The organism is Nocardioides sp. Soil774, assembly GCF_001428125.1.
Lineage (GTDB): Bacteria > Actinomycetota > Actinomycetes > Propionibacteriales > Nocardioidaceae > Nocardioides.
This window is the reverse complement of sequence record NZ_LMSM01000009.1, coordinates 143,475-163,078: the sequence shown is the minus strand read 5'-3', so window position 1 is coordinate 163,078 and position 19,604 is coordinate 143,475. Positions and strand designations below refer to the sequence as shown.

15 protein-coding genes are annotated in these 19,604 nt (G+C 72.1%); 3 read left to right on the top strand and 12 right to left on the bottom strand.

The annotated features are described in order from the left end of the window. Window positions 1–103: 103 nt before the first annotated feature. From ASG76_RS14740 to ligD (ASG76_RS14720), 6 genes are all read right to left on the bottom strand, one after another. The gene (locus ASG76_RS14740; protein WP_056604871.1) at window positions 104–283 is read right to left on the bottom strand and encodes a hypothetical protein; all 180 of its coding nucleotides are present in this window, start codon (window positions 281–283) and stop codon (window positions 104–106) included. Window positions 284–302: 19 nt separating this feature from the next. Further along, entirely contained in the window at window positions 303–3,419 is a 3,117-nt protein-coding gene (locus ASG76_RS14735) for an Ig-like domain-containing protein (protein ID WP_082587573.1), read from the bottom strand. Between the two features lie 119 nt (window positions 3,420–3,538). Next, window positions 3,539–4,228 (bottom strand): response regulator transcription factor, encoded by a 690-nt coding sequence (locus ASG76_RS14730; protein WP_200948209.1) that lies wholly within the window; start codon window positions 4,226–4,228, stop codon window positions 3,539–3,541. A gap of 25 nt (window positions 4,229–4,253) precedes the next feature. Further along, the gene (locus ASG76_RS19155; protein ID WP_157559135.1) at window positions 4,254–4,400 is read right to left on the bottom strand and encodes a hypothetical protein; all 147 of its coding nucleotides are present in this window, start codon (window positions 4,398–4,400) and stop codon (window positions 4,254–4,256) included. Between the two features lie 108 nt (window positions 4,401–4,508). Further along, on the bottom strand, window positions 4,509–5,402 hold the full coding sequence (ligD, locus tag ASG76_RS14725; RefSeq protein WP_056604865.1) for a non-homologous end-joining DNA ligase: 894 nt from the start codon (window positions 5,400–5,402) through the stop codon (window positions 4,509–4,511). Next, window positions 5,399–6,337 carry a non-homologous end-joining DNA ligase gene (gene ligD, locus ASG76_RS14720; protein ID WP_056604860.1) on the bottom strand — a complete coding sequence of 313 codons (939 nt, stop codon included), beginning with the start codon at window positions 6,335–6,337 and terminating at the stop codon, window positions 5,399–5,401. The genes ligD (ASG76_RS14725) and ligD (ASG76_RS14720) overlap by 4 nt, the downstream gene beginning before the upstream one ends. Window positions 6,338–6,353: 16 nt before the next feature. Here ligD (ASG76_RS14720) and ASG76_RS14715 point away from each other — a divergent pair, with 16 nt between their 5' ends. Further along, window positions 6,354–7,298, top strand: coding sequence for a Ku protein (locus ASG76_RS14715; RefSeq protein WP_056604855.1), 945 nt, complete (start codon window positions 6,354–6,356; stop codon window positions 7,296–7,298). A 141-nt stretch (window positions 7,299–7,439) separates the two neighbouring features. Here the strand turns inward: ASG76_RS14715 and ASG76_RS14710 are convergent, their stop codons facing one another. From ASG76_RS14710 to ASG76_RS14695, 4 genes are read right to left on the bottom strand one after another with little or no spacing between them, the layout of a single operon-like run. Then, window positions 7,440–8,339 (bottom strand): alpha/beta fold hydrolase, encoded by a 900-nt coding sequence (locus tag ASG76_RS14710; protein WP_056604852.1) that lies wholly within the window; start codon window positions 8,337–8,339, stop codon window positions 7,440–7,442. Between the two features lie 19 nt (window positions 8,340–8,358). Then, window positions 8,359–9,813: a carboxyl transferase domain-containing protein gene (locus ASG76_RS14705; RefSeq protein ID WP_056605310.1), complete on the bottom strand. Its 1,455-nt coding sequence runs from the start codon at window positions 9,811–9,813 to the stop codon at window positions 8,359–8,361. Continuing rightward, window positions 9,810–10,985, bottom strand: coding sequence for a CaiB/BaiF CoA transferase family protein (locus ASG76_RS14700; protein ID WP_056604849.1), 1,176 nt, complete (start codon window positions 10,983–10,985; stop codon window positions 9,810–9,812). The genes ASG76_RS14705 and ASG76_RS14700 overlap by 4 nt, the downstream gene beginning before the upstream one ends. Before the next feature lie 4 nt (window positions 10,986–10,989). After that, on the bottom strand, window positions 10,990–12,309 hold the full coding sequence (locus ASG76_RS14695) for an SLC13 family permease (protein WP_056604846.1): 1,320 nt from the start codon (window positions 12,307–12,309) through the stop codon (window positions 10,990–10,992). Between the two features lie 118 nt (window positions 12,310–12,427). On the opposite strand from ASG76_RS14695, the gene ASG76_RS14690 reads away from it, so the two are divergent. After that, entirely contained in the window at window positions 12,428–13,144 is a 717-nt protein-coding gene (locus ASG76_RS14690) for a FadR/GntR family transcriptional regulator (RefSeq protein ID WP_056604843.1), read from the top strand. Further along, on the top strand, window positions 13,141–13,911 hold the full coding sequence (locus ASG76_RS14685; RefSeq protein ID WP_056604840.1) for a sulfite exporter TauE/SafE family protein: 771 nt from the start codon (window positions 13,141–13,143) through the stop codon (window positions 13,909–13,911). Before ASG76_RS14690 ends, ASG76_RS14685 begins: the two co-directional genes overlap by 4 nt. Before the next feature lie 8 nt (window positions 13,912–13,919). Here ASG76_RS14685 and ASG76_RS14680 read toward each other — a convergent pair whose 3' ends face one another. Beyond that, on the bottom strand, window positions 13,920–14,501 hold the full coding sequence (locus ASG76_RS14680) for a DUF1349 domain-containing protein (RefSeq protein WP_056604837.1): 582 nt from the start codon (window positions 14,499–14,501) through the stop codon (window positions 13,920–13,922). 111 nt (window positions 14,502–14,612) lie between these two features. Next, window positions 14,613–19,478, bottom strand: coding sequence for an NAD-glutamate dehydrogenase (locus ASG76_RS14675; RefSeq protein ID WP_082587571.1), 4,866 nt, complete (start codon window positions 19,476–19,478; stop codon window positions 14,613–14,615). Between the last annotated feature and the right edge of the window lie 126 nt (window positions 19,479–19,604).

Genomic DNA, 19,604 nt, shown 5'->3' with positions numbered 1-19,604 from the left:
GACGCACCTGCTTCCCCGAGATCGTGCAATGGGGACGCTACCCAGCAGCAGGCACCCGGAAACAGGGGTCAGGCAAAGACTGTGGACAACCGATCCTGGACGTTCAGGGGACGGTCAGCGCGGGCCAGTCGTGGCCGATCCCGAGGCCCCGGTCGGTGCTGAGCAGCAGACCCTCGAGGGCACGCTGGCGCTCGGCCGCCGGCAGCCCGCGCAGCGGCCCCTCGACGTTGAGCACCGCGAAGCCGTGCACGGCCGACCAGCACGCGAGCTGTCCCTCGCCCACAGCGCCTGAGCCGGGCGCCTCAGGACTCGCAGCGCACGATCACGTCCTGTCCCCCGCCACCGTCACCGCGGTCTCGGCCGGGCCCGCCGTCCAGCTTGTCCCGGCCGGGGCCGCCCGACAGGTGGTCGTTGCCGCCCTGACCGTAGAGTCGGTCGTCACCGGGGCCACCCACGAGGTCGTCGTCGCCGGCCGCTCCGCGCACCTGGTCGTCACCGGCGCCGGCGTCGATCTCGTCGTCACCGCCGTTGCCCTTGATCCGGTCGTCGCCGTCGCCTCCGAGGAGCACGTCGTCGCCACCGCCGCCGCCGATGTCGTCGTTGCCCGTGCCGCCGTCGACGTGGTCGTCGCCGCCGGCGCCGCGGAGGACGTCGTCGCCGTCACCGCCGCAGATCAGGTCGTCGCCCCCGCCCCCGCTGATCTTGTCCTTGCCACCGAGCCCGACGATCACGTCGGCGCCGCCGGTGCCGGTCAGCACGTCGTTGCCGACCGTCCCGACCACGGTGGCCGGCTTGCCGAAGCAGGTCGGCACCGGGGCTGCGGTGGCCACGGTGAAGGTGCGCGCGGCGGGCGTCGGGTCGGTGTTGCCCACCGCGTCCGTGGCGCGCACCTCGAACGTGTGCGCCCCGTCGGCCAGCGCTGTGGTCGTGAACGGCGACGCGCAGCTCACCCAAGCGCCACCGTCGATGCGGCACTGGAACGTCGAGCCCGCCTCGGACGCGGTGAAGGAGAACGTCGGCGTGCTGTCGTTCGTCGTACCGGTCGGCCCCGCCGTGATCGTGGTGTCCGGCGCGGTCGTGTCGACCGTGAACGCCCGGCTCGCCGGCGTCGCGTCGGTGTTGCCCGCAGCGTCCGTCGCCCGCACCTCGAACGTGTGGGACCCGTCAGCCAGCACAGCGGTCGTGAACGGCGACGTGCAGCTCACCCAGGCACCACCGTCGACACGGCACTGGAACGTCGAGCCCGCCTCCGTCGAGGTGAACGAGAACGTCGGCGTCGAGTCGTTCGTCGTACCGGTCGGCCCCGCCGTGATCGTGGTGTCCGGCGCGGTCGCGTCGACCGTGAACGACCGGCTCGCCGGCGTCGCGTCGGTGTTGCCCGCCGCGTCGGTCGCCCGCACCTCGAACGTGTGCGACCCATCGGCCAGCACAGCGGTCGTGAACGGTGACGTGCAGCTCGCCCAGGCGCCACCGTCGATGCGGCACTGGAACGTCGAACCCGCCTCCGTCGCGGTGAAGGAGAACGTCGGCGTGCTGTCGTTCGTCGTGCCCGTCGGTCCCGCCGTGATCGTGGTGTCCGGCGGCGTCGTGTCGGGAGGCGTGCTGGTGTCGACGGTGAACGTCCGGCTCGCCGGCGTCGCATCCGTGTTGCCCGCCGCGTCGGTCGCCCGCACCTCGAACGTGTGCGACCCATCAGCCAGCACAGCGGTCGTGAACGGCGACGTACAGCTCACCCACGCGCCACCGTCGACGCGGCACTGGAACGTCGAACCCGCCTCGGTCGAGGTGAACGAGAACGTCGGCGTGCTGTCGTTCGTCGTGCCACTGGGCCCCGCCGTGATCGTGGTGTCCGGCGGGGTCGTGTCGGCGCCCGTCACCGTGACGGGAGCGACACCGTTCGCCCCGAGGACGGTCACTCCGGTCCCCGACCCGGTGACGGAGTTGGTGTAGGTGCCGGGCGTCTGCGACGCCGTCACCCCGAAGTGCAGCGTGCGGGTGCCGGGCGTTCCGCCGGTGGCGGCGGGGACCGTGAAGGTGCCGGTCCAGGTCACGTCACGACCCGACACGGTGGGCTCGGCGGTCGTGACGCCGGTGGTCGACCCCGCGACGTAGGTGAAGCCCACGGGCAGCGTGTCGGTGATGCTGGTCAGCGTCTGCGGCACAGCGCCTGGGTTGGTCAGCGTCACGGTGTAGCCGTCGGCTGCGCCCGCAGCGACGTCCGGGTGGTCGGCGGTCTTGGAGAAGCTCACGGGCACCGCGCCGACCGGCGAGAAGTTGGTGAGGCTCGAGATGTTCGTCGTGCCGGCGGCGGCGATGGCGGCCGCCCAGCTCAGGCCGATGCCGTTGTCGATGTTCTCGGCGCAGCGGCACGTGTCGGGCAGCTGGGTCTTGGCACCGACGGCGGACCACACCTCGGAGAACCCCGCTTCCATGTAGTGGCTGGGACCGGTGAGCGGGAAGAACCCCTCGACCCGGTTGGGGTCCGGCGAGCCCGGCTCGGCCTTGCAGTTCGGGGAGTTGCCGGAGAACACCTGCCCCAGCCCCTGGTCGCTGTCCTGGAGGTAGCAGTCGCCGGCGCGGTAGACGATGGCACTATGGGCGGCACCGTCCCTGCTGGTGAGGGCGAGGTCCGTCCGATAGCTCTCCTGGCCCACGACGTAGGTGTCGGTCTGGGCCAGCCGCACACCGCTGGTGCCGAGGTCGACCACGGTGGTGAGGACGTACGGCGAGGCCTGGGTGCCCGCCCCGGTGGGGCCGGCCTGGCTGACGGGGGTGAAGGCCTGGTAGCCGGCCGCACCGGTCGCGCCACCCCCAGCGGGGATGCCCGACGGGCCGTAGAGCGAGGCACCCACGGCCACGAGAGTGCCGCACGCGGTGCCGCCGAACCACTCTCCCGACTGGTCGCCGGAGTGGTTCACCGCGCAGTTGAGGGTGGCGGTCGTGGTGATCCTGGTCAGCGGGCCGGCAGAGATGATGCTCCCCGGCGGGGGCGCGTCGACGGTGATGTCCACGGTGGCCGGCGCGGACGTCAGGGAGCCGTCGTTGACGGTGAAGGTGAAGCTGGCGACGCCGGGGACGTTGGTCGGCGTGTAGGTGACCGTGGCGTCACAAGACCCGAAGAGGTCGCACGTGGGCGACCCGATCGCACCGAGGGTCCCGCTGGTCGGCGGCGAGGCGATCGAGAAGGTGAGAGGCTCACCGTCCGCGTCCGAGCCGGACAGCACGATGTCGACCGGCTGTCCCGCGGTCGTCGTGGCGAAGTCGTCGTAGGCGACCGGGGGCGAGCCGGCGGCGGAGGCGGGCTGCAGCCCGCTCAACGAGCCGCCGACGACGACCGCGAGGATCGCGCCCGTCCGGGCCAGCAACCGGGTCAGGTCCGGTCGCATCCGCAGTGGACGTCCCTCTGTCGCAGTGTGCATGGCCCCACTCCTGTCCGGCTCGACGAGTCCGGAGCGAGAGTCCTACGGCGCCGGGCGTGATCGGCCGGCGAGGCGGGCCAGTTCCCCCATCGTGGGTAGGCGGGGGTAAAGAGAGGGGTTCAGCTGCCGGTCTCGAGGCGGAAGCCGACGCCGCGGATGGCGACGACCTTCTCCCCGGCCTCGGCGGCCTCGAGCTTGCTGCGCAGGCGCCCGATGGTGACGTCCAGGGTCTTGGTCGAGCCGTACCAGTTCTGGTCCCACACCTGGTTCATCAGCGTCTCGCGGGGCACGACCTTGTCGTGGTTGGACGCGAGCACCGCCAGGACGTCGAACTCCTTGGCGGTCAGCGCGATCTCGCGCTCGTTGAGGTGCACCCGGCGCGAGGCGGCGTCGATGCGCAGCCCCGACGCGGTCGTGACGGTGGTGTCGTCCTGGGTGGCCGGAGCACCGCTGCGGCGCAGCAGCGCGCGTACGCGGGCGAGCAGCTCGGCGAGGCCGAAGGGCTTGGCGAGGTAGTCGTCGGCACCGACGTCGAGGCCGACCACGCGGTCGAGCTCGCCGGCACGGGCGGTGACCATGATGATCCCGCCCTCGAAGCCCCCGGCGCGCATCTGGCGGCACACGTCGAGGCCGTCCATGTCGGGCAGCCCCAGGTCGAGGATGACCACGGCCGGACCGTTGTCGACGGCGAAGGCGATGGCGTCCGCTCCGCCCGCGACGCGGTTGACCGCGTAGCCCTCGCGCTCGAGGGTGCGCATGAGGGGGACGGCGATGTCCTCCTCGTCCTCCACGACCAGCACGTCCTGCACCATGCGGTCGAGCATAGAGGCAGGGTCAGCGGTTGGTGACGTGAACGCCCATCTGCCCGGTCGTCGACACCACCGACGTGGGCGGCTGGGCGGGCGCCTGCTCGCCGGGGCCGAGCACGACGCCACCGGCAGCCAAGAGGACTGCGACGGGGACCAGGAGGATGCGGGACATGGGTAAAGCATGTGGCGGGGCGATCCACGTGAAATCCTCAGAGCGGTCACGACAGGGAAAGGTTTCCGGTCCACTCGGGCACAAACGGGCGCAACTGGGTGTGACGGTTCAAGCGTCGAAAAGATCGCCGTGCTCGGCCACGCGGGTCAGCACCGCGTCCATCGAGAACTGCTCGAGCGCGAGGTCGTCCTCCGCCCCGGCCTCGACCTCGTCCCACGTCAACGGGGTCGCCGCGGTGGGTCGCTCGCGACCGCGCAGGGAGTAGGGCGAGACGGTGGTCTTGGACCCCGAGTTCTGCGACCAGTCGAGGAACACCTTGCCCGGGCGCTTCGCCTTCGTCATCGCCGCGGTCACCAGGTCGGGGTGTTCCTTCTGCAGTGCCTCCGCCACCTCCCTGGCCAGCGCCGTGGTGCCGTCGCTGTCGAGGGTGCCGTCCATCCGTGCGTAGAGGTGGAGGCCCTTGCTGCCGCTCGTGACCGGCGTACAGCCCAGGTCGCGCTCGGCCAGCGCCTCGCGCACCATCAGCGCCACCCGCGCGCACTCGTGCAGCCCTGCGGGCTCGCCCGGGTCGAGGTCGATCACGAGCCGGTCGGGGTGGCGCGGCGTGCCGTCGGGCTCGACGGTCCACTGGTGCACGTGCAGCTCGAGGGCGGCCAGGTTGGCCAGCCAGGTCAGCGTGGCGAGGTCGTCGCACACCGGGAAGCGGATGGTGCCGTCACCCTTGCCCGAGCGCGAGCCCGTGGTGGGCACGTCGACCGTGCGCACCCACGACGGCGTGCCGCCCGGCACGTTCTTCTCGAAGAAGCTCGCCCCCTCCACCCCGTGCGGCCAGCGGATGCGGGTCACGGCGCGGTCGGCGAGGTGCGGCAGGAGCACCGGCGCCACCTGCGCGTAGTAGTGCAGCACCTCGCCCTTGGTGGTGCCGGTGCGGGGGTAGAGCACCTTGTCGAGGTTGCTGATCGTCAGGGTGCGTCCGTCGACGTCGACCTGGAGCTCGCTCACTGCTGTCCTCCCACGAGGTCGGCGGCATCGACGTCGGTGCGGATGCCGCGGTAGGACGGCTGGCGCAGCCGCGTCACCGGCATCTTGTTGAGCGAGTCGACGTCCACGACGAGGAACGGCTCGACCCAGGTGGTGCCGCGGGCGTCGACCGCCGGCACGTCGTCGACGAACGGGCTGTGAGCGCGCTCGCTCCCCGCGAGCTGCGCGGCGAGCAGCCGGCTGGCCGCACCGCCGATGCCGCTGCCCACGCGACCGCGGAAGTGCAGGCCGTCGGGCGAGGGCTCGCCCACCAGCAGCGATGCGAGCCGGTCCTTGGTGCCCTCCTGCGGACGCCAGCCGCCGACGACGAAGGAGAAGCGGTGCCGGTGGGCGAACTTCAGCCACGCCCGGCTGCGCACGCCGGGCTGGTAGGTCGAGGTCAGCCGCTTGGAGACGATGCCTTCGAGGCCCTGCGCCAGCGTCGCCTCGTGCAGCATCGGCCCGTCGTCGTACGTCGGCGGCACCTGCCACCCGCCGAGGTCGAGCCCGGCGAGGACCTCGCGCCGCTCGGCCAGGGGCAGCGACGTCAGGTCGCGGCCGTCAAGGCGCATCACGTCGAAGACCATGAAGGTCGCCGGGACGCTCGTGGCCAAGCGCGCCGCGGTGATCGCGGACCGCACGTGCATGCGCTCCTGGATGACCGCGAAGTCGGGCACGCCGGCGTCGTTGATGCCGATGATCTCGCCGTCGACGAGGAGGTCGCGCCCACCCATCGGGGCGGGGTGCACCTCGGGCCACGCGATGGTCGCGTCGTTGTCGTTGCGGGTGGTCAGCCGCGCGCGACCCGCGCCTGCGCGCACGTCGGCGAGCATCCGCACGCCGTCCCACTTCACCTCGTGGGACCACTCGTCGCCGGCAGGGACGACGTCTCCCTTGGTGGCGAGCATGGGGCGCATGGGACATGCTTACCCCATGCGAGCGATCTGGAAGGGCGCAGTGTCCTTCGGCCTGGTGTCGGTGCCGGTGAAGCTCTACGCCGCGACCGAGAGCCACGACGTCTCGTTCCGCCAGGTGCACGCCAAGGACGGCGGCCGCATCAAGTACCAGCGGGTCTGCTCCCTCGACGGGGAGGAGGTGGCCTACGCCGACATCGCCAAGGGCTACGAGACCGAGGACGGCGAGATGGTGATCCTCACCGACGACGACATGGCCGAGCTGCCGTCGACGTCGTCGCGCGAGATCGCGGTGGAGAAGTTCGTGCCGCGCGAGCAGATCGACCCGCTGCTGTTCGAGAAGTCCTACTACCTCGAGCCCGAGGGCGCCGGCGCCAAGCCGTACGCCCTGCTGCGCCAGGCACTGCTCGACGCCGACCGCATGGCCGTGGTGACCGTCGCGCTGCGACAGCGCACCAGCATCGCGGTGCTGCGCGTGAAGGACGACGTCATCGTGCTGCAGACGATGATGTGGCCCGACGAGATCCGCACCCCTGACTTCTCCGTCGAGACCGGAGACGTCAAGGACAGCGAGGTCAAGATGGCGCACATGCTCGTCGAGACCCTCGCCGGCGACTTCGACCCCTCCGAGCTCGAGGACGACTACGCCGGTGCCGTCGAGGCGCTGGTGAAGTCGAAGATCGAGGGCGGCGAGATCAAGCGCACCGAGACCTCGACGAAGACCTCCGGCGAGGTCGTCGACCTGCTGGCCGCGCTGCAGAAGTCGGTCGCGGCCGCGAAGTCCGCCCGCGGCGAGGCCACCGACGAGGCCGAGGAGAAGCCGGCGGCCAAGAAGGCCGCGGCGAAGAAGACGCCCGCCAAGAAGTCGGCTGCGAAGAAGACGGCGGCGAAGAAGGCCCCCGCCAAGAAGGCTGCGGCGAAGAAGACCACCACCAAAAAGACGGTGGCCAAGAAGGCCAGCTGACCGGCCGAGCGGTGCGTGAGGCGGGTTTTCCGGCCGAGGACGCCTCCTCACTCACCGACGCCGCCAGCCCCGCCCGCCAAGCGGTGCGTGAGGCGGGTTTTCTGGCGCAGGAATCCTCCTCACTCACCGCCCGAGACCGGGTCAGAGCCCGGCCAGCTCCCGCAGGTCGGCGAGGATGTCGTCCATCCGCGTGGCGAGGGAGATGTGGCCCTCGTCGTCGAAGAGGTGCGCGCGGGCGCCGGGGACGTGCGCGGCGAGCCAGCGGCCGTGCTCGAAGGGCACCATCTTGTCGTGGGCGCCCTGCCACACCGAGACGGGTACGACGATGCCGGCCAGGTCGAAGCCCCACGGGCGGGCGATCTGCAGGTTGTCCTCGAGCATCCCCTCGGGCCCCTGCGCCATCGCGTGACGGAAGGACGCGGCGACCACCTCGGCGAACTCGCCGGTGAGCGCCGCGGCGTCGACCTCGTCGACGAGCCCGCCGAAGGCCTCGACGATGTCGTCGGTGGTGACCGAGCCGAGCTCGGCCGCCTCCTGCTCGGCGATGGGGCGGAAGGCCTCACGGCCGCGGTCGGCGGCCTCGAAGTCGCGCACGTTCTCCGGGCCCATGCCGGCCAGCCAGTCGAGGCCCTCGGCCTCGCGCGGGGCGACGCCGGCGAGGCTCGTCGCGGCGCGGCAACGCTCGGGGAGGAGGGCGGCACACGCCAGGGCGCGCGGACCGCCACCCGACCAGCCGAGGGTGACGAACTCGCCAATCCCGAGGTGGTCGAGGAGCGCCGCGGTGTCGTCGGCGTCAGCGGCGATGGGCACCGGCCAGCCCTCCGGCACCGGGCGCGGGGTCGAGGCGCCGTAGCCGGGGCGGGAGTACGTCACCAGGCGCAGGCCGGCGCGCTCGGCGGCGGCCCACATCGACGGGTCGACGACCGCACCGCTCGGCGTGCCGGAGTGGTAGACGAGACCGAAGCCGTCCTCGGCGCCGCCGGTGAGGAACTCCAGCTGCCGGCCGTCGGGGAGGGTCAACATCTGGGGCGCGGAGGTCATGGGCGGATCGTCGCACGGCTCAGGCGCCGAGCGGCACGGCCCTCCGGGTCGAGCGGCGCAGGATCGTGCCGATCTCCGCCGCCACCGCGACGGCGAGGGCGCGCGGCGACTCCCCGTCGACCTCGGGCACGACGTGGTGGACGACCCCGTCGGCGAGGAGGTCCGCTGCGCGCACCCGCTGGCGCTGCGCCATCTCGGCGGCGTGCGTGACGTCGCCGTGCACGATCACGCTGGCGCCCTCGGGCGGCAGCGGCGAGAGCCAGGCGTGCTCGGTCGCCACGACGGTCTGCGCCGGCAGGAACGCGAGCGCCCCTCCCCCGCAGCCCTGGCCGAGGATGACCGAGACCGTCGGCACGGTCATCGTCGTCAGCGTGGCGATGCAGCGGGCGATCTCGCCGGCGATGGCGCGCTCCTCGGCCTCCGGCGACAGCTCGGCCCCGGGGGTGTCGATGACGCTGACCAGCGGCAGGCCGAGCTCCTGGGCGAGCCGCATGCCGCGGCGTGCCTCGCGCAGCGCACCGGGGCCCATGGCGTGCCCCGGTGTCTGGCGCGACCGATCCTGCCCGATGACCACGCACGGCTGGTCGTCGAGGCGGGTCAGGGCGACCAGGACGCTCGAGTCGCGCTCGCCCTCGTCGGTGCCGCGCAGCTGGATGGTGCCGCTGGCGCCGTGGGCGAGCAGGTCGCGCACCCCGGCCCGGTCCGTACGCCGCGTCCGCTCGACGCTGTCCCAGGCGGCGTGGTCGCCGATCGGGGCGGCCGGGCGCGGCTCGAGGGCGCCGGGCCCGGGCGGGTCGACGAGCACGGAGAGCGCGAGGTCGACCATCGCCGGCAGGTCCTCGGCACCGACGACACCGTCAATGACGCCGGCCGCGGCGAGGTTCTCCGCCACCTGGACGCCGGGCCGGAAGGGCCGGCCGTTGAGGGCCTCGTAGACCTTGGGGCCGAGGAAGCCGACGAGGGCGCCGGGCTCGGCGACGGTGACGTGGCCGAGCGAGCCCCACGAGGCGTAGACGCCGCCGGTGGTGGGGTGACGCAGGTGCACGAGGTAGGGCAGCCCGGCGGCGCGGTGGTCCATCAGCGCGCGCGAGATCTCGACCATCCGCACGAAGGCGGGGGTGCCCTCCTGCATGCGGGTGCCGCCCGACGACGTGCTGGCCAGCAGCGGCAGGCCCTCCGCGGTGGCACGACGTACGGCGGAGGCGATGCGGTCGGCCGCGGCCCGCCCGATCGAGCCCGCCAGGAAGGCGAACTCGTTGACCACCACGGCCACCGGCCGCCCGCGCACCTCACCGCGGCCGGTGAGCACCGACTCGTCGGTGCCCGCCTTCAGCGCGGCGGCCTCGAGGACGGCGCGGTAGCCCGGCTCGACGTCGGACAGGTCGATGGGTGAGTCCCACGAGGTGAAGGTGCCCGGGTCGAGCACCAGGTCGAGCAGCTCGTGCGAGGTCCAGCGCTTGACGGGTGTGTTCACGCGCCGCCCCCGCCGACCCACGCGCGGATGTCGTCGGCGTGCTGGTCGAGCAGCGGCGGCGCGACGTGGTCGCGACGGGTGACCTCGGTGCCCGCGGCGTCGAAGAAGCGCAGCGGCGGCCCGGGCAGGGTGATGTCACCGAGCGTGGGGTGGGCGACGTCGACGAGCAGGCCCTGGCTGGCGACCTGGTCCCACTCGTAGACCTCGTCGAGGCTGCGCACCTTGCCTGCCGGCACACCGACCTCGGCGAGCCGGGCGAGCAGCGGCTCGGCGTCCCAGTCGGCGAAGGCCTGCTCGACGAGCGCGATCACGTCGTCGCGGCGTGCGACGCGCTCGCTGTTGGTCGCGAGTCCCTCGGCGTCGGGGTCGAGGCCGAAGCCCGCGCAGAACTTCTTCCACAGCCCCTCGCTGCCCAGGGCGATCTGCACCGCGCCGTCGCGGCAGTGGAACAGCCCGTAGGGAGCGATCGAGGGGTGGTGGTTGCCCTGAGCGCGGCCGACCTCGCCGGCGACGGTCCAGCGGGTGCCCTGGAAGGCGTGCACGCCGACGACCGAGGCCAGCAGCGACGTCCGCACGACCGTGCCCTCGCCCGTCCGCTCGCGCTCGTGGAGCGCGGCGAGCACGCCGTAGGCGCCGTACATGCCGGACAGCAGGTCGGCGATCGGCACGCCGACCCGCTGCGGGTCGTCGGGGCCCGAGCCGGTCAGCGACATCAGGCCGGCCTCGCCCTGCGCGATCTGGTCGTAGCCCGCGCGACCGCCCTCGGGGCCGTCGTGGCCGAAGCCGGTGATGGAGAGCACGACGAGGCGCGGGTTGCGCCGCATCAGCTCCTCGATGCCGAGGCCGAGCCGCTCGAGCACGCCCGTGCGGAAGTTCTCGACCAGCACGTCGGCGCGCTCCACGAGCCCGACCAGGACGTCCTTGTCGCCGGCGTCCTTGAGGTCGAGCGCGATGGACTCCTTGTTGCGGTTGGTGCACAGGAAGTACGTCGACTGGCGCGCGTCGGGCTCGCCGACGAACGGCGGTCCCCACCCGCGGGTGTCGTCGCCGCTGCCGGGGGCCTCGACCTTGATCACGCGCGCACCGAGGTCGCCGAGCATCTGGGTGGCGTGCGGGCCGGCGAGGGCTCGGGTCAGGTCGACGACGAGGAGGTCGGAGAGAGGGCCGGTCATCGTGTCACCAGCCCGGGAGGACGAGGGCGGCCCAGACGAGCAGCGGCCCGACCAGGGTGACGATGACGCCGTAGCCGAGGATCTGCTTGTAGTAGACCGGCTCGCTGATCGAGTCGGGCTTGTTGGCGAGCATGAGCGCACCGTTGGTGGAGAACGGGCTGACGTCGACGATGGTCGACGACACGGCGAGCGCGGCGACGAAGAGGGCGGCGTTGATGCCGCCGTCCGCGATGAGCGGGACGCCGATCGGGATGATCACCGGCAGCAGCGCGGTGGACGAGGCGAACGCCGAGACGACACCGCCGACGTAGCAGAGGATCAGCGCGCCGATCGCGGCGGCGCCGAGGCCCGCGGCCCACGTGCCGACGAACTCCGGGGAGCCCGCGGTGGTGAGGATGGTGGCGTAGGTGCTGACACCGGCGACGAGCAGCACGGTCGGCCAGGCGATCTGCTTGACGGCGTCCTTGTGCTCGTGGGGCGCCAGCATCGCCAGGATGACGGCCGCGGTGATGGAGACGAAGCCGATGTTCTTGTCGAAGACGAGTGCCACGAGCGCGACACCGACGAACGCCACGAGCGTGAGGATCTGGTCGTGACGCACGCCCACGGCCTGGGTGCCGGTCATCGTCGTGGCTCCGGTGCCGCGGGCCGGCACGGTGTGTCCTCCGCGGTGCAGGTCCTCGTCGAGCGTGTCGGGCTCGTTCGGGTCGATGCGCATCGCCATCAGCTTGCGTCCGCCGAGGACGATGAACAGGATCGCGGCCATCACGGTGTTGACCACGAGGCTGGCGAGGAAGACGGTGACCTCGCTCGACGGCAGTCCGGCATCCTCCATCACGGAGTTGGTGATCGTGCCGTAGATGCTGATCGGCGAGAAGCCGCCGGCCTGCGCACCGTGCACGACGAACATGCCCATCATCAACGGGCTGATGCCGTAGCGACCGGCGAAGCCGAGCGCGATCGGGCCGATGATGGCGCACGCCGCGGGGCTGACCGCACCGATGCCGGTGAGCACCGCGGTGACCGCGAACATCACCCACGGGATCAGCGCGACCCGACCGCCGACGGCGCGCACCGCAGTGCGCACGATGAGGTCGACCGTGCCGTTGTTGCGCGCGATCGCGAAGAGGTACGTCACGCCGATGAGGGTGAGGATCAGGTCACCGCTGACGCCGGCGATGATCTCCTTCTCGTCGAGGTCGAGCGCGTACATCCCGACGAACCACGCGGCGACGTAGGCCAGCGCTCCCATGTTGATCGGCAGCACCGTGCCGATGACGAACAACGCGACCAGCGCGAGGATCGCAATCCATTCCGGGCCCATGCCCACACCTCCGAGTCGATGGCCGGCACGGCGAGGACCCGGGGGTGACCCTCATCACGCGCTTGGCTCAGTGGCCTAGCCAATAGGACAATGCGCCGATCGTCAATAGGGTGTCTCCATGTCCGAGTCGCCCGGCCCGCCCTCGTTCCCGCCCCGGCTGCTCCGCACCCGCCTCTACGAGCAGGTCGCCGGGCAGATCTCGTCGTGGATCAGCGACAACGGGCTCACCGCCGGCGACCGGCTGCCGCCCGAGCGCGAGCTCGCCCAGCGCCTCGGCGTCAGCCGGGCCACGCTGAGCCAGGCGCTGGTGGCGCTCGAGGTCATCGGCGTGGTCGAGGTGCGCCACGGCGACGGCACCCTGGTCACGGCCGGTCACCGCCAGTCCACCCGTATCGTCGAGGCGATCCGCAGCCACGCCGACCGGCTGCCCGAGATCATCGAGACCCGCGACGCGCTCGAGACCAAGATCGCGGCACTGGCCGCCGCCCGGCGCACCGACGACGACCTCGCCCGCATCGACGACGCCCTGGCCTTCATGGCCGCCGACATCGAGGCCGGCGGACGGGGCGTGGAGGGCGACGAGCGCTTCCACGGAGCCGTGACCGCCGCCTCGCACTCCCTGCTGCTGGCCCGCCTCATGGACGAGATCGGCGACCTGGTCCGGGAGACCCGGCTGGAGTCGCTCGGCCAGCCCGGCCGTCCCCAGGACTCGCTGGCCGGCCACCGCGCGATCGCCGAGGCCATCCGCGCCGGCGACCCGGAGGCGGCGGCCGACGCGATGCACGCGCACGTGGCGATGGTCAGCGACGTCGCGCTGCTCCGCGAGCAGCAGTGACAGGTCTCGAGACGCTGCTGGTCCTCGCCACCGGGTTCGGCGCCGGCGTGCTCTCCTCCACCGTGGGGGTCGCCTCCCTGCTGAGCTTCCCGGTGCTCGTCGGGCTCGGCCTGCCGCCGGTCGTCGCCAACGTGTCCAACACCCTCGGGCTCATCCCGGGTGGCCTGGGTGGGGTCCTCGGCTACCGCCGGGAGGTGCGCGAGGCCGGCGGGGTGGCCCGGTCGATCGTGCTGGTGTGCGCCCTCGGCGCCGTCGCCGGAGCCGCGCTGCTCCTCGGCCTGCCGCCGGGCGTCTTCGAGGCGGTCGTGCCGTGGCTGATCCTCTTCACCTGCCTGCTCGTGGGCGTCCAGCCGCGCATCTCGCGCTGGCTGCGCGAGCGCCACGCCGCCCTGCACGGCGAGCATTGCCCCGAGCGCCTGCACATGTCGCCGGTCACCACGGGCTTCGCGACCGTCACCGGGATGTACGGCGGCTACTTCGGCGCCGGTGCCGGGGTGATGATGGTCGCTGTGCTCGGCCTCGGCACCGACCTGGAGCTCCGGGTGGTCAACGGGCTCAAGACCCTGTCGCTGATGGTCGGCAACATCGTGGCCGGACTGATCTTCGTCGTCGTCGCCGACCCGCGCTGGGACGTCGTGGTGCTGCTCGCCGCCGGGTCGCTCGGCGGCGGCTACGTCGGCGCCCGCATCGGTCGCACGCTCCCCGACACCGTGTTCAGGGGTGCCGTCGTGGCCGCCGGCGTGGTGGCCGCCGTCCTGCTGTTCTGAGGCCCCGGCTAGGGGTGCAGCTCCTCGTCTGCAGGCCCGTCGGCGAGCGCACGGAAGCGCGCGACGTACCCGGCCCGGCTCGGGCTGCAGCAGTAGGGACCGACGCCGACCCACCCGGACGCGGAGAACGGCACCAGCCGCACCAGCCGCCACTGCCCGCCCTCGGGTCGCGCGCGGACCGTCAGGCTGTCCGCTCCCCTGCTGATGCGCAGCCGCACCCAGGCGCCGGCCCACTCGTCCACCGGGCTGGTCGACCAGTCCGAGCGTCTGTCGGTGAACACCGCGCTGGCACCGAGCCGACCGTCGGCCAGCTCGAGGCCGGCCTTCAGCCAGTGCGTCGCGTCGACCCGGACCAGCAGCCCTGCCTGGTCGAACTGCTCGCTCATGTCGGCGAGGACGTCGACCTCGCAGGCCTGTCCGGGCTCGAGCGGGTGGAGCAGCGCGTGCCCGGTGTCGCGGGCGAACCCGTAGCTGGTGACCTGCCACAGGTCGCTGCCCTCGCGGGCGCGCATCTCCAGCACCTCCCCGTCGACCCGCCACTCCGGCTCGTTGAGCCACTGGGCCCCCTCAGGGGCGAAGGATGCGTTCATGGGTCGAGCCTGACAGGCGCACCTGTTCCGCGCCGCCCCCGTGCCGAGCGACAGTCGCGTGGCCTCCCGGGCTCGTAGACGAAGCAGTTCATCGACCAGACCGGCGGCGCCTCAGGACAGCAGGCCGCGCACCACCCGGAGCCCGACGGAGAGCCGGGCCAGCTCGGCGGTCTCCTCGCGGCAGATCTCCTCGAGCGTGCCGGCCGCGCGGGTGACCAGCTCCTGCTCGGAGTCCTCCCACTCGGCGACCCGTGCCGGGGCACTGTCCTCGCTGCTCGTGGTCTCCAGCACCCGTGCCGTCAGCTGCTGGTGCACGCCGTAGAGGTCGTCGCGCACCGCGGCGCGCGCCATGGTCTGCCAGCGGTCGTCGCGCGGCAGCGCGAAGATCCGGTCGACCAGGGCGGGCAGGCCCAGCCGCTCCCCCAGGGCGAAGTGGACGCGAGCCACCTCGACCGGGTCGAGGCCGAGGCGGTCGGCCGTCTCCACGATCCCGAGCAGGGCGTACGCCGATGCCAGCACCGCCACGCGTGAGGCGAGGTCGGCCGGGACGCCCTGGTCGGTCAGCCGCTTCTCGCGCACCGCGTAGTCGTCGAGCTCGCGACCGCTCATGATGCTCGGCAGCTCGGCCAGGACGGTCTGCACCGGACCGCGGAAGAACGCCACGGTCGCGCTGGAGTCCAGCGGGGGGCGCCGGTTGGTCACCAGCCAGCGCGACGCGCGCTCGACCAGCGTGCGCATCTCGATCCGCATGCGGGTCTGCCGCTCTGCCGGCACCTCGTTGTCGAGCGCCGCGATCTCCTGGCGCAGCGGCAGCGAGCCGAAGATCTCGCGCGCCACGAAGTTGGCCCGGGTGAGCTCGGCCGGGCTGGCGCCGGTCTCCCCCTGCAGCCGGGGCCAGAAGGTCATGCCCGCACCGTTGACGAGGTCGTTGACGACCTGGGTCACGATGATCTCGCGGCGCAGCGGGTGGTCCTCGATCGCTGCCTCGAGGTCGGGCACCATCTGCTGCGGGAAGTAGGCGAGCAGGTCCTCGCGCAGGTAGGGGTCGTCGGGCAGGTCGGAGTCGATCAGCTCGTCGGCCAGGACGATCTTGGTCCACGCCAGCAGCACCGACAGCTCGGGCGCGGACAGCGCCTGCTTGCGGTCGAGGCGACGCTTGACCTGACGTGTGCTGGGCAGGCCCTCGAGGTCACGGTTGAGCACGCCGCGCTTCTCCAGTGCCCGCATCCAGTCCTCATGGACGTGGAGCAGCGACGGCGCGTGCGCCTCGGCGTTGGCGAGCGCGAGGTTCTGCTCGTAGTTGTCGCGCAGCACCAGCGCGCCCACCTCGTCGGTCATCTCCGCGAGCAGGTGGTTGCGCGCCTCCTCGTCCATCGCACCCGCGCGGACCACCCGGTCGAGCAGGATCTTGATGTTGACCTCGTGGTCGGAGGTGTCGACGCCCGCGGAGTTGTCGATGAAGTCGGTGTTCATCCGACCGCCCTTGCCGCCCGCGCCGTAGCGGGCGTACTCCACACGGCCGAGCTGGGTGAAGCCGAGGTTGCCGCCCTCGCCGATGCAGCGCGCGCGCAGGTCCTCGCCGTTGACGCGGATCGCGTCGTTGGCCTTGTCGCCGGCGTCGGCGTGGGTCTCCTCCGACGACTTCACGTAGGTGCCGATGCCACCGTTCCAGAGCAGGTCGACCGGCGCGACCAGGATCGCCTTCATCAGCTCGGCCGGCGTGAGCGCGGTGACGCCGGCGCCCAGGCCCAGGGCCTCGCGGACCTGCGCGGAGACCGGGATCGACTTGGCCGAGCGCGGCCAGACCCCGCCGCCCTCGGAGATCAGCGAGGCGTCGTAGTCCTTCCAGCTCGAGCGCGGCAGGTCGAAGAGCCGCTTGCGCTCGACGTACGACGACGCGGCGTCGGGCGCGGGGTCGAGGAAGATGTCGCGGTGGTCGAAGGCCGCGACCAGCCGGGTGTGCTCGGAGCAGAGCATGCCGTTGCCGAAGACGTCGCCCGACATGTCGCCGATGCCGACGGCGGTGAAGTCCTCGGCCTGGCAGTCGACGCCCATCTCGCGGAAGTGGCGCTGCACCGAGACCCAGGCGCCCTTGGCGGTGATGCCCATCGCCTTGTGGTCGTAGCCCACCGACCCGCCGGAGGCGAAGGCGTCACCGAGCCAGAAGCCGTAGTCCTTGGCCACGCCGTTGGCGATGTCGCTGAACGTCGCGGTGCCCTTGTCGGCGGCGACGACGAGGTAGGAGTCGTCGCCGTCGTGGCGCACCACCTCGCGCGGCGGCACGGTCGCGCCGTCGACGAGGTTGTCGGTGATGTCGAGCAGGCCCGAGATGAAGGTCTTGTAGCAGGCCACTCCCTCGGCCAGCCACGCGTCGCGGTCGGAGGGGTCGGGCAGCTGCTTGCAGAAGAACGCGCCCTTCGCGCCCACCGGCACGATGACGGTGTTCTTCACCATCTGCGCCTTGACCAGCCCGAGCACCTCGGTGCGGAAGTCGTCGCGCCGGTCCGACCAGCGCAGACCGCCGCGGGCGACGGCGCCGAAGCGCAGGTGCGAGCCCTCGACGCGCGGGCTGTAGACGAAGATCTCGTAGCGCGGGCGCGGCTCGGGCAGGTCGGGGATCGCCGACGGCTCGAGCTTGAACGACATGTAGGGGTGGACCCTGCCGTCCGCGGTGCGCTGGAAGAAGTTGGTGCGCAGCGTGGCGCGCACGAGCGTGCGGTAGGAGCGCAGGATGCGGTCGTGGTCGAGGCTGACCACGTCGTCGAGCGCCTTGGCCAGCCGCTCCTCGATCGCCTCGACTTTGGCGGTGCGCGCCTCGGCGTCGGCCTCGAGCACCCGGCCCTCGGTGCGACCGGGGTCGAAGCGCGCCTCGAAGAGCTCCACGAGCAGCCGGGTGATGTCGACGTTGCTGCGCAGGGCCTCCTCGATGTAGTCGAGGGCGAAGGGCGAGTTGCCCTGCTTGAGGTACTTCGCGTAGGCGCGCAGCACCGTGGCCTGGCGCCAGGTGAGGCCGGCGCTGAGGACGAGCTGGTTGAACCCGTCGATCTCGTTGTAGCCGTCCCACACCGCGCGCAGCGCCTCGGCGAACAGCGTGCGCTCGTGCGGCGACAGCACCCGGCCGTGGCGCAGGCCGAACTCGTAGATGTAGGACGGACGCGCCAGTCCGCTCAGCTGGTAGGGGCGCTCGTCGACGACCTCGACACCCATGGAGGTGAGCATCGGGAGCACGGTGCTCAGCGACAGCGGCTCGCCGACGCGGAACACCTTGAGGCGTGACTCGCCGCGGCGGTAGACACCGGACTGCTGGTCCTGGTCGAAGAGCGCGAGGTCGATGCCCTCGTCACCCTCGATGGCCTCGATGCGTCCGAGGTCGGCGGACCCGCGCTGCGGCTCGTAGTCCTCCTTGTAGGCCTCCGGGAAGGCGTCGGCCCAGACCCGCGCGAGGCGCGAGCCGCGGTCCTCGCCGTGCTCGTTGACCACGGCCGCCACGAAGTCGTCGCGCCAGGACCGCGAGGCCTCGGTGAGCCGGCGCTCGAGGTCGGCGACGTCGATCTCGGGGATGTGGTCGCCCTTGGGCGGGTGGACGACGAAGTGCACGCGCGCGGTCGTGGACTCGTTGACGCGGGCGGTGAACTCGACGTGCTCGCCGCCGAGCTGCTCGCGCAGGATGTCGGAGAAGCGCTCACGCACCGCCGTGCTGTAGCGGTCGCGGGGAAGGTAGACGAGCACCGAGACGTAGCGGCCGTAGGTGTCGCGTCGTACGAAGGCCCGCAGCTGGCGGCGCGCCCGGGCGGACATGACGTCCTGCGCCACCGGCGCGAGCTCGTCGGGCGAGGTGTGGAAGAGCTCGTCGCGGGGGTAGTTCTCGAGGGTGTCCATCAGGGCCTTGCCCGCGTGGCTGCGCGGGTCGAAGCCGGCGTGGCGCATCACCTCGGCGACCTTCTCGCGCAGCACCGGGATCCGGGTGACCGACTCGGTGTAGGCGGCGCTGGAGAACAGGCCGAGGAAGCGCCGCTCGCCGACGACCTCCCCGTCGGGAGCGAACGTCTTCACCCCGACGTAGTCGAGGTAGGCCGGACGGTGCACGGTCGCGCGCGAGTTGGCCTTCGCCAGCACCAGCAGCGTCTTCTCCCGGGCCTTGGCCTTCGCGAGCGGCGGGAGCTTGGCGAACGAGCTGGACAGGTCCTGGTCGTGGCGCAGGATGCCGAGCCCCGAGCCCGGCACGGCACGCAGGCCGCACTCCTCGGGCGCGCCCTCCTCGGCCTCGAGGTGGTACTCCCGGTAGCCGAGGAAGGTGAAGTGGTCGTCGGCCAGCCACGTGAGGAAGTCGCGGCCCTGGCGCAGCTCGTCGGCCGAGAGCGGCGGCGGGTCCTGGTCGAGCTGCTCGACCACGGCCAGCACCTGGGCGTGCATCTTGGCCCAGTCCTCGACCGACTCGCGCACGTCGCGCAGCACCCGCTGCACGCCCTCGGTGACCTCGGCGGCCTCGTCGCCGTCGGTGCGGTCGATCTCGACGTGCATCCACGACTCCGCGCCCGACTCGCTGGTCCCGGCGAGGGGCTCCACGACGTGGGTGGCGACGCGCTGGAGCTCGCCGGTGATGTCGCGCTCGACCGACAGCTGCGGGTGGATCACGGCGTGGACGGTGTGGCCGAGCCGGTTGAGCTCCATGGTCACCGAGTCGACCAGGAAGGGCATGTCGTCGGTGACGACCTCCACGACCGAGCGACCGGAGGCCGACCAGCCGGAGTCGGCCAGCGTGGGCGTGACGACGCGGACGGCGGCGGTGCCCTGGGGCCGCGACGTGGCCAGCTCGCGGTGCGAGGCGACGGCCCCGAGGAGGTCCTCCGGCGAGCGCTCGGCCACCTCCTCCGGTGGCACGTGCCGGTAGTAGGCCCGGACCAGGTCACCCCACTCGGGTCGCCCTTCCGTCGCCGCGTCGAGCTGCTGGTCCTTGGTCTCCTCAGCCGTTGCCACGCACCGACCATAGGACCCGTCGTGTGACCGTCACAACACAGGTCCCTACCCGCGCGTAACCCTGCTGACGAGCCCCTCGTTCAGTCCATGATGGGGCCGGATCCCGGACCTGACGACCACACAGAA